Source organism: Bariatricus sp. SGI.154 (assembly GCF_050313795.1).
Lineage (GTDB): Bacteria > Bacillota > Clostridia > Lachnospirales > Lachnospiraceae > CAMBRQ01.
In genome coordinates this window covers 24,866-36,469 of record NZ_JBNPMC010000008.1, presented here as the reverse complement: position 1 = coordinate 36,469, position 11,604 = coordinate 24,866, and the positions used below count along the sequence as shown (strand labels likewise).

The following is an 11,604-nucleotide window of genomic DNA, read 5'->3' as shown; positions in this document are numbered from 1 at the left end:
AATATAATGCTTGCTTTTTTGGAATATAGGGTATAATATACACATATAGATAACATAGTTTTCAAAACTACATGTTGTAATTTCAATATATTTTTAGGAGGTATTCATATGGCACGAACAATAGAAGAACACATTAAAGACCCCGGAAGTGCAATCACACATTTCATCGGAATGCTAATGGCGATATTTGCAGCGGTTCCATTGCTAATAAAGGCAGCACATGAACCCAGCCATATATATGTGATATCCATCGCAATCTACACAGCAAGTTTAATATTATTATACGCAGCCAGCACCACTTATCACACGTTCGATAAATCTGATAAGATCAATACAATATTAAAGAAAATCGATCATATGATGATCAGTGTACTTATAGCCGGAAGTTATACTCCGATCTGCTTATTAGTATTGGGCGGCAAGACAGGAATCATTCTCTTAAGCATTGTATGGGGAATCGCCCTTGTCGGCATCCTGATCAAAGCGTTCTGGGTGTATTGTCCGAAATGGGTATCATCCGTACTTTACATCGGCATGGGCTGGACCTGCGTGCTTGCATTCACCCAAATCCTTAATTCCATGTCTCCGGCAGCCTTTGGCTGGCTTCTTGCAGGTGGAATTATCTATACAGTGGGTGGGGTGATATACGCTTTGAAACTTCCACTATTCAACAGCAGACACAAATACTTCGGCAGCCATGAGATTTTCCACCTATTTGTAATGGGCGGAAGCGCTTGCCACTTTATAGTGATGTATGCTTTCATACTTTAATACTACGCATTGGGGACGGGGGAAATTGCAATTTTCCCCCGTCCCCAATTTAATTTGCCGTGTCCCTTTTTGGATTTGCCCTGTCCCCAATGACCTTTTCCTTCTCTTTCCTCTTCATATGCTTGATCGCATACTCACGCTTCATGGCTTCCTGCTTCGTTGCAAATTCCTCATAATAGACCAAAGTTACTGGTCGCCTCGACTTGGTATACTTCGCACCTTTCCCCGCATTATGGGCTTCTATACGTTTCTCTATATCATTCGTCCATCCTGTATACAGACTTCCGTCTCTACATTTTACAATATATGTATAGTTCATATTCTCTCTCTTTACCTCATCTATAATCATTTCAATTATAGACTAATTATAGGATTTTTTCCACAATTATCAAATGGGGACACGGCAAATCCAAAAAGGGACACGGCAAAATGAATCAGGGACGGGGGAAAATGCAATTTTCCCCGTCCCCACTACTCTTCGAGATACTCCACCGGATTTACCGGCTGTCCATCCTTACGCATCTCAAAATACACATTGCATCCTTCAACGCTATAGTACTTCGTCGGCTGGCTCACATAGCCGAGCACGGTCTTAGCCTCTACATAATCTCCAACCTTTACAGGCACTTCCTTTAACTGTCCATAGAACAACTCATAGCCATTTCCGATATCCACATTGACCGTTGTCCCGGTCTCCGCAGTTACATCAATAGACTTCACAATTCCGGTTGTTCCACAGATTACCTGGTCACCTTCGGCTCCGGAAATAATTACTGCCGGATTGTACTTATACTGATCCAGAGTTGAGAAATATACGGTCTTGTCCATACTATAACTCATAAGAATCGTGCCATTCACCGGCCATAACAGTTTGCTGTCTTCGCTAAAATTAATAGAAGCACTGTTTCCTGCTGTGCTCTGGGCTCCGGCTGCGCCAGCTGTACCTGCCGTCCCATCCGTCTGGTTGTCCGTCTGATTCTGCTCATCTTCTGCCGGGGACTCATTCTGGTTACTTACCACCAGGTTATTCGCCTCTTCTGCCGGTTCCTCTACCTTCTTATCTTCTGTTTCATTCGTCTCTTCGGCCCGCGCAAGCTGTTCTTTCTGTTGTGTCTTTTTGTAGTCATTGAATGTATATGTTCCAACTATTGCGATTGCTGCCACAAAGCACAATACTGCTGCAACGGTAGCGCCCTTCTTTTTTTGTGAAGGTTTTTGCCTTTGATTCATCTTATCACCACCTCTGACTATATTTTTGCCAGATAGTGATAGACTTATTCCGTGTCAACTAATATTTCTGCGACTTCTTTCATCTCAGTTCCCTCAAAGAAATATTGCAGGATATCCTCATACGTTTTGCCGTCTTTTGCCATCTGATTAGCAGTATACTGGCTCATCCCCAACCCATGTCCGATTCCACATGTCGTAATCCTCATCTTCCCATTATAACGCTGCAATGTAAAGCAACTTGATGCAAGTCCATATGTATCACGAAACTCTTCACCACTGATATTCTCCTGCCCTATTCTGACGTTCAAGACATATCCCGCCGTATCCGTCGCCGTAACTTCAGCATCCATATCATCAACCGTCATCGTCTGGATCTGTTTCTTGGCTTCAATATCCTGAGGACAATCTACAATCTTAAGATAAGGATAATCCTCACTTCCAAGAACTTCTTTTCCATCCCTCGTACAGCCATTGCTCAACCGGAAGAATGGCGTCATCGCCAGTTCTTCTCCATACAGAAGCACCTGCCCCTCCGTCTCACTCCAGACATCTTCCAACTTATGATAATATTTTGAATATTTGCTCCCCCAGGCATCTTCCATCTGCTTCTTGGTCCAGAAATCCCCTTCCAGTACGGTATCGCTCCCCGTCTCCTTAATCTTTTTATAGATATCTGTACGCACCAGCACCGCCTGCGCCTTCAGCGTTTCCTTCTCATAAGAAGCCGGGATTTCTTTCGCCAGAAGCCCGATACAGTATTCCTCAATCGGCATCTCGACGATGGTTCCTGCGTCTGTGTCCGCATTTCCACCATCCCCGCCACTGTCTTGCGTCCCATCTCCATCTGTGTTTCCACCATTTCCACCATCAATCCGCACTTTCATATACGTCCCGTCCACATGAGAATACGTCGTAATGCTTGGACCATTTAAAAATACGGTAACCACATAAGGCAATAATATGATAATAATGAGATAACATCCTAATTTCTTCAACTTCTGCCGCATAAAAATACCCTCCCATACACTGTATGGAAGGGTTGTATTTTTTATTCTTCTCTCTGCAAAATATTTTCTTTTCGCAAAATATTTCCACAATACTTCTGCGTCTTATTCTGCCTTTACCTCAACGTTAATCTTCTCCAGTTTCCAGATATCCTCTACATATTCCTCGATCGTTCTGTCTGAAGAGAACTTGCCGCAGCAAGCAGTATTAAGAAGTGCCATCTTCGCCCATCTGTCTTTATCATGATAAGCCTCTTCTACCTTCTCCTGTGCGTCTGCGTAAGCGCGGAAATCTTTCAGAATAAAGTACACATCTGCACGGTTGCCACCCTTTGCATTCAATAAGGAATCGTACAGATCACGGTACATCTCTGTGTTGCCATTTGCATAAGTACCGTCTACCAACTGATCTACGACTCTGCGTACATCCTGATCGTTGTTGTAGATCTCCCATGGATTGTATCCTCCATTCTGCTCGTAGTTAATAACTTCGTCAGAACTTAATCCGAAGATAAATGCATTCTCAATACCCACTTCTTCTACGATCTCAACGTTCGCTCCGTCCATAGTACCAAGTGTCGGCGCACCGTTCAGCATGAACTTCATGTTACCTGTACCGGATGCTTCCTTAGAAGCGGTAGAGATCTGCTCGCTGACATCTGCTGCCGCAAAGATCCACTCTGCATTAGATACACGGTAATCTTCGATAAATACAACTTTCAGTTTGCCATTGATGCTGCGGTCATTGTTAATTACATCTGCAACAGAGTTAATCAGTTTGATGATCTCTTTTGCACGGATGTAACCTGCGGATGCCTTAGCACCGAAGATAAATGTTCTTGGGAAGAAGTTCTTCTCCGGATGCTCTTTGATCTGGTTGTACAGATACATTACATGCAGGATGTTCAGTAACTGACGCTTGTACTCATGCAGACGCTTCACCTGTACGTCGAAGATAGATCTTGGGTCAACTTCGATTCCATTATGCTCAAGGATGTATTTTGCCAGACGCTCTTTGTTCCGGAACTTAATATCCATGAATTCTTTCTGTGCTTCTTTATCATCAGCATATTTCTTAAGTCCGGACATCAGAGACAGATCTGTAATCCAGTCTTTTGTACCAAGTTTGTCTGTTACCCAGTCAGCTAGCAGCGGATTGCCGTGCATCAGGAAACGTCTCTGTGTGATACCATTGGTCTTGTTGTTGAACTTCTGAGGCATCATCTGATAGAAGTCTCTTAATTCCTGATTCTTCAGAATCTCTGTGTGAAGCCTTGCAACACCATTTACAGAGTAGCCTGCTATGATTGCAAGATGTGCCATCTTCACCTGTCCATCTCTTAAGATTGCCATCTTCTTAACTTTGTTCTCATCTCCCGGATAAATCTTACGTACCTGCTCGATGAATCTGCGGTCGATCTCCTGGATGATCTGGTATACACGAGGAAGCAGTCTTGAGAACAGGTCGATTGGCCATTTTTCAAGCGCCTCTGCCATGATGGTATGGTTGGTGTATGCACATACTTTTGTTGTGATCTCCCATGCTTCATCCCATCCAAGACCTTCTTCGTCTAAGAGAATACGCATTAACTCTGCTACGGCTACAGTCGGATGCGTATCGTTCATCTGAACAGTCATCTTCTCATATAATTTATGGATATCGTCATGTTTTCTCTTATATTTTGCAACTGCTGCCTGAAGACTTGCAGATACGAAGAAATACTGCTGTTTCAGTCTTAATTCTTTTCCTGCGTAGTGGTTATCATTAGGATACAGTACTTCTACGATATTCTTCGCAAGGTTCTGCTGCTCAACCGCTTTGTGGTAATCACCACGGTCAAATGACTCTAACTGGAAGTCTACGATTGGCTCAGCATCCCAGATACGCAAGGTATTAACCACATGGTTATTGTATCCTACGATCGGGTAATCATACGGAATTGCCATAACGGATTCGTAGTTCTCCTGTTTGAAACGGATATCTCCTGTCTCATTATCATACTCAACACGAATATTACCGCCAAAACGTACTTCTTTTGCATATTCCGGTCTTCTAAGTTCGAATGGATTGCCATGTTTCAGCCAGTTATCCGGCTTCTCTACCTGATAGCCATCCTGGATCTTCTGCTTGAACATACCGTAGCGGTAACGGATACCACATCCGTATGCAGCATATCCCAGTGATGCCAGTGAATCCAGGAAACAAGCTGCCAGACGACCAAGACCACCATTACCAAGTGCCGGATCCGGTTCCTGATCCTCGATCAAGTTCAGGTTGATTCCCATCTCGTCCAGTGCTTCTTTCACTTCTGTGTAAGCAGTCATGTTGATCAGGTTGTTTCCAAGTGCTCTACCCATCAAGAACTCCATGGACATATAGTAGACGATCTTCGGATCATCCTTCTCATACTGCTTCTGTGTTGCAATCCAGTCATCAATGATTGCTTCTTTTACAGCGTAGGATACTGCCTGATACAGTTCCTGCTGTGATGCTTCTTCAATCTCCTTACGGAACAGATGCTTTACATTCTGCTTTACTTCTTTTTTAAATGCTTCTTTCGCAAATCTCGGATTATACATAATTCCCTTCTCTCCTTATTCTTGAACGTGGCTACTTTCTCTCTACTCCTAGTGTTACCTTCTCACCGTTGATCTTCCACTCTTTCACATATCCTGCCGGTGCGGTCTTGGTAACCTTAAGTGCGAGTGTCTCATCTCCGATGGTATCTGCATTTGCTGCAAATATTGTCTCGGCTTTCTCCGTTCCTTCATAAGTGATCTCAATCTTATCCATCACTTCGAAGCCTGCTTCCTTACGCATGGTCTGTACCTTGCTGATGATCTCACGTACAAAACCTTCCTCCAGAAGTTCTTCTGACAGGTTCGTATCCAGAACAACCGTGATACCGTTATCATTCTCAGATACATAGCCTTCCATCTGTGCGCTTTCAATCAGCAGATCCTCACGGAACAGAGTAATCTCCTGTCCATTTATATCTAACTTCAGGGCATCCGTAGCATTTAACTCATCCATTGCTGCATTTCCATCGATGTCACTAAGCGCTGCTTTAATGCCTCCTAACATTTTACCATATTTTGGTCCGACTGTCTTTAGTTGAGGTTTGAAAGAATATGACGTAAAATCGCAAACTTCTTGTGTAAATGTCATAGTTTTTACGTTCAATTCGTCTTCTACAATCTCCTGATAGAACTCTGGCAATTCAAAATCAGCCTTTACATACATCTGTCCGATTGGCTGACGGTTCTTGATGTTTGCTGTGTTTCTGCAGGCACGTCCCATCACAACCAGTTTCAGGACTTTGTCCATATTAGACTCCAGTTCCGCGTCGATATAAGCATCATTTGCAACTGGGAAGTCGCATAAGTGGATACTCTCCGGAGCATCTGCATTGATGCTTCTTACCAGATTCTGGTAGATGTCTTCTGTCATAAACGGAATCATAGGCGCTGCAGTCTTGCTGATCTCTACAAGTGCTGTGTAAAGTGTCATGTAAGCATTGATCTTATCCTGCTCCATTCCCTTTGCCCAGAAACGTTCACGGCTTCTTCTTACATACCAGTTACTCATATCATCCACGAAATCCTGAAGCGCCCTTGCCGCCTCTGGGATTCTATAGTTTGCCAGGTTATCATCTACCGCTTTGATGACAGTATTCAGTTTGGACAGAAGCCATTTGTCCATAACGGATAATTTATCATATTCTAATGCATACTTGGTCGCATCGAATTCGTCAATGTTCGCATACAGTACGAAGAATGCATAGGTATTCCACAGGGTTCCCATGAATTTACGCTGTCCCTCGGTAACTGCCTTGCCATGGAAACGATTCGGAAGCCATGGTGCGCTATTCACATAGAAATACCATCTGATCGCATCAGCGCCGTATTTCTCCAGTGCATCAAACGGGTCGACCGCATTTCCCTTAGACTTACTCATCTTCTGACCATTCTCATCCTGAACGTGGCCAAGAACGATAACGTTCTTATATGGCGCCTTGTTGAAGATCAGTGTTGAGATCGCCAGCAGTGAATAGAACCATCCACGGGTCTGGTCAACAGCTTCGGAGATGAAATCTGCCGGGAACTGCTTCTCGAATAATTCCTGATTCTCAAATGGATAGTGGTGCTGTGCAAATGGCATAGAACCGCTGTCAAACCAGCAGTCGATAACCTCTGGCACACGGTGCATTTCCTTGCCGCAGATCGGACACTTAATCGTCACTTCGTCAATATACGGACGGTGCAGTTCGATATCATCCGGACAGTTGTCGGACATCTCCTTCAACTCTGCGATACTTCCGATGGAATGCTGGTGTCCGCATTCACACTCCCAGATATTCAGCGGAGTTCCCCAGTAACGGTTACGGCTGATGCCCCAGTCCTGAACATTCTCAAGCCAGTCACCGAAACGTCCCTTACCGATACTCTCAGGAATCCAGTTGATCGTATTATTATTTGCAATCAAATCATCTTTCACATCGGTCATCTTGATGAACCATGACTCGCGTGCATAGTAGATCAGCGGTGTGTCGCATCGCCAACAGTGCGGATAACTATGCTCGAAGTTCGGAGCCTCGAAAAGGAGTCCTCTCGCTTCCAGATCCTTCAGTACTTCCGGGTCTGCCTTCTTAACGAATAGTCCGGCAAATGGCGTTGTCTCGCCCATGTTCCCCTTCTCATCTACCAACTGAACGAACGGCATGTCGTATTTGCGGCCTACCTTGGCATCATCCTCACCAAATGCAGGTGCAATATGAACAACACCAGTACCATCTGTCAGTGTTACATAAGAATCGCATGTGATGAAGAATGCTTTCTTATTCTGCTTCGCTGCGCAGTCAGCTGCACACTGGTATAATGGCTCATATTCTTTGTATTCCAGATCCTGTCCTTTATAAGTCTCAAGGATCTCATAAGCCGGCTTTCCTGCTTCCGCATCAGCCAATTTGCCAAGTACGGTATCCAGAAGCGCAGTTGCCATATAATAGGTATATCCGTCTGCTGCCTTTACCTTTGCATATTCCTCTTTCGGGTTCACGCAAAGACCGATATTAGACGGCAATGTCCAAGGCGTGGTTGTCCATGCCAGGAAATATGCATCCTCGCCAATCACCTTGAAACGTACGATTGCAGAACGCTCCTTAACATCCTTGTAGCCCTGTGCCACTTCCTGTGCGGAAAGCGGAGTTCCACAACGCGGGCAGTAAGGAACAATCTTGAATCCCTTGTACAGAAGACCCTTGTCCCAGATCTTCTTAAGCGCCCACCACTCAGACTCGATAAAGTCATTGTGATAGGTTACATATGGGTTCTCCATATCAGCCCAGAATCCAACTGTGCCGGAGAAATCCTCCCACATTCCTTTGTACTTCCATACACTCTCTTTACATTTGTCAATGAAAGGCTCCAGACCATATTCCTCAATCTGATCCTTGCCATCTAATCCAAGTGCCTTCTCAACTTCCAACTCAACCGGCAGACCGTGGGTATCCCATCCGGCCTTTCTTGGAACTTCGTAACCCTTCATTGTACGGTATCTTGGGATCATATCCTTGATAACACGAGTCAGCACGTGACCGATGTGCGGCTTGCCATTGGCAGTCGGCGGTCCGTCGTAGAACATATACATCTCGCTGCCCTCGCGATCCTTCATACTCTTCTCAAAGATATGGTTCTCATCCCAGAACTTCTCAGTTGCTTTTTCTCTGTCCACAAAATTAAGATCTGTGGAAACCTTCTTATACATACGAAAACCTCCTTCGTCGGTTTTTGGGGATGGGGGAAATTGCAATTTCCCCCGTCCCAAACTAAATTTGCCCTGTCCCTTTTTGAATTTGCCCTGTCCCCAGTGCATTTTAGGACAAAAAAAACTTCCGTCCAGAATAGGACGAAAGCTACGCTTACGTTTATAAACCACCTAAACATACTATCATATGTCTTCCCTGTAACGGGGGAACTCCGTCAGCATCTACTCGATCTTATACTCCATCTTTCGACAACTGCAACTCGGAAGTGATATTCAAGTGTACCTTACTCGCACCAGGCTTGCACCATCCCCGGCTCGCTGCGCCTTTCTGATATACTCTACTGTCTTCGTCAGCATCTTTTTCATATGCGGTTCTATTATAGTAAAAAAGCCCCTGAGTAGTCAAGGACTTTTTTCACAATGATTCTTTTTATTTTTCGGCGGATTGCCTATTTATCTCCGCCTTTTCCGTTTCCTTACAATTATCGCTCTCACAAACATGAGCACCAGCACCACGAGTATAAGCCCCGCAACGCCAATCACAATTTTCTCCACCTTCGTCTTTCCGCCAAACAAGCCTGTCGCCTCAGCCTCGCCATTACCTCCGGCACCTTCCGACTTGCCATCATCCTTACCAACAACAGACTTCAACTGCGCCGAATGCTCCTCTATATACGACTGACTCAGCACCGCCCTCGCAGTCCCCACGAGGTTTCCTTTATAGCGATACTCAAGTGTTGCTCCACTGCTTGTTCCCCCATCAGGAACAAGTTCCATCTTCAGATCCTCGAACGCCACACCATTAGGCAGTACAACATATCCCTCGTTCACATTATTACTACCCGCCTCTGTGTCAATCCCTGCGCCAAGAATCTCCGCCACATCCTCAGACTTCTCATTCTCCGCCACAGACACCCTGCTAAAATTAGCGAACGCATACTCCAGCAGATTCCTAGTGTCCGGATAGATATTCACTCCGTGGGTACGAAGCACCACACATACCAACTGCATACTGCCATTATCCGCCATAGTAATCAGCGTAGACAGCGCATCAGAAGTATAGCCCGTCTTTCCGCCAATCGCATACTCATAATAGTTCGAATTCCCCGGAATCAGCATCTTGTGCTTCTGCTGAAATACATGCTCTTCCGTAGTCTCCGATGCCGGAATCTTATACTCAAGCGTCTGCACAATCTGGAAGAACTCCGGATGCTTGAACAACTCACACCCAATCAGCGCCATATCTCTGGCACAGGTATAATGCTCCGGATCATGCAGTCCATTCGTATTCACGAAGTTCGAATTCTCACCACCCAGTTCCTTACACCGGGTATTCATCCGCTCGATAAACCAGTTATAATCATGCCCTGCATTCACGCCCACATTCTCTCCAACCGCATACGCAGCCTCATTCGCCGAAGCAAGAAGCGTCGCATACAAAGCCTGTTCCAGCGTGATCTGATTCCCCTCTTTCAAGCCCACAGAAGAATCTCCCGGCTGCATAAATGCCACACAATCATGGGAGAATGTAACCGGATCCGTAAGGCTTCCATTCTCAAATGCCACCAGCGCCGTCAGAACCTTCGTAATACTTGCCGGATAATGGTGGTCGTCAATATTCTTCGCATAGAGAATCGCTCCCGATCCCACATCCATCACAATCGCCGCCTCGCCATAAGTCCCCGGTCCCTGAGGCCATCCTTCGATCTCATTAGACTGAACCGGCATCTGATAGACCGTATCCAGTTCCTTCTGTGCCTTCTCCTCCTCAGTCAGTTCCTCATTCGTATTCTCCACTTCAGCGGCGAATACGGTCATATCCATACTAGCACCTATGCATGCCAGTAATAAAAGAACTGCCAGCCTTCGTCTCATTTCAGTTCCCACATTAATACAATAATTCCTGAATATACTTTTTGTTCGCCTCAAAATCAATCTCCAGCACCGCCATTCCTTCATAATTAACATCTGTATACGTTCCATCCTGAGGGACACCAGCCTGCTGCATCTTAAGGTTATCCACCGCCAACACTTTCTTCGCTATATCATAGATCTCTGTCACACTCATATTTGTGCTTACGTGATTTAGGCAGAAATTAATCAACGGAAGTATCGTTGTCGGATCCTTCTCTTCCATTACTTTACGATAGATGCCATACATAACACTTCTCTGTCTTCTCGTTCTCTCGAAATCATTACCAAGCGTTCGGTTTCTCGCATGTGCAAGCGCCTGAGAACCAGTAAGCGTTACATCTCCCGACTGAATATCCGGCATACCATGTTCGCGATAATACTCCGCTTCCTCTTCGCTGATATAAACCTTCACTCCGCCGATCTCATCGATAATACTAACCAGATTCTCGAAGTCAATCGTAACATAATTCTGAATATCCAGATCATATGTCTTATTCAATGTATTAATCGTAAGCCCTACACCACCATAAGCATAAGTATGTCCCAGCCTGCTCTTTCCATACCCGTCAATATCTACCAGTGAATCACGTAGAAATGAGAGTGCCGTAGATTTGCCGTCTTTTTCATTAAACGAGACCATCATCATACTGTCAGAACGTCCCATATCTGAATTCGGATCCCTGGAATCCGTACCAACCAGCAAGACATTGAACACCTGGTCATCCTTCGGATCCTCCTTTGCAATCTTAACCGACTTCGCCTTCGGATCCACCTCATCCGCCGGCACAACGCCAACTTTATTGCTATAAAGTTTCCATATGATTGATCCATAGATGCCCACAATCAACAATATAATTGCCAATATGATAATTCCTACAATTTTCCGCTTCTTGTGCTTTCGAAAAAACTTCATCGCCC

8 protein-coding genes are annotated in these 11,604 nt (G+C 45.0%); 1 reads left to right on the top strand and 7 read right to left on the bottom strand.

Features of this window, described 5'->3' with window-relative positions; translation table 11 throughout:
* Positions 1-108 precede the first annotated feature (108 nt).
* Positions 109-771 carry a PAQR family membrane homeostasis protein TrhA gene (gene trhA, locus ACQRBN_RS05700; protein WP_427738015.1) on the top strand — a complete coding sequence of 221 codons (663 nt, stop codon included), beginning with the start codon at positions 109-111 and terminating at the stop codon, positions 769-771.
* A 49-nt stretch (positions 772-820) separates the two neighbouring features.
* On the opposite strand, the gene ACQRBN_RS05695 is transcribed toward trhA, so the two are convergent.
* The 7 genes from ACQRBN_RS05695 to ACQRBN_RS05665 all read right to left on the bottom strand — a co-directional run bounded on the left by ACQRBN_RS05695 (position 821) and on the right by ACQRBN_RS05665 (position 11,599).
* Positions 821-1,090, bottom strand: a complete 270-nt coding sequence (locus tag ACQRBN_RS05695; protein ID WP_427738014.1) for a GIY-YIG nuclease family protein — start codon at positions 1,088-1,090, stop codon at positions 821-823.
* A 152-nt stretch (positions 1,091-1,242) separates the two neighbouring features.
* On the bottom strand, positions 1,243-2,001 hold the full coding sequence (locus ACQRBN_RS05690) for a murein hydrolase activator EnvC family protein (protein WP_427738013.1): 759 nt from the start codon (positions 1,999-2,001) through the stop codon (positions 1,243-1,245).
* 44 nt (positions 2,002-2,045) lie between these two features.
* Positions 2,046-3,008, bottom strand: coding sequence for a SpoIID/LytB domain-containing protein (locus tag ACQRBN_RS05685; protein WP_427738012.1), 963 nt, complete (start codon positions 3,006-3,008; stop codon positions 2,046-2,048).
* A gap of 102 nt (positions 3,009-3,110) precedes the next feature.
* Entirely contained in the window at positions 3,111-5,585 is a 2,475-nt protein-coding gene (locus ACQRBN_RS05680; protein ID WP_427738011.1) for a glycogen/starch/alpha-glucan phosphorylase, read from the bottom strand.
* Between the two features lie 31 nt (positions 5,586-5,616).
* The gene (gene ileS / locus ACQRBN_RS05675; protein ID WP_427738010.1) at positions 5,617-8,772 is read right to left on the bottom strand and encodes an isoleucine--tRNA ligase; all 3,156 of its coding nucleotides are present in this window, start codon (positions 8,770-8,772) and stop codon (positions 5,617-5,619) included.
* 453 nt (positions 8,773-9,225) lie between these two features.
* Complete coding sequence (locus ACQRBN_RS05670) at positions 9,226-10,701, bottom strand: D-alanyl-D-alanine carboxypeptidase family protein (RefSeq protein WP_427738009.1); 1,476 nt, start codon at positions 10,699-10,701, stop codon at positions 9,226-9,228.
* Positions 10,661-11,599: an LCP family protein gene (locus ACQRBN_RS05665; RefSeq protein ID WP_427738007.1), complete on the bottom strand. Its 939-nt coding sequence runs from the start codon at positions 11,597-11,599 to the stop codon at positions 10,661-10,663. Before ACQRBN_RS05665 ends, ACQRBN_RS05670 begins: the two co-directional genes overlap by 41 nt.
* Positions 11,600-11,604: the final 5 nt, after the last annotated feature.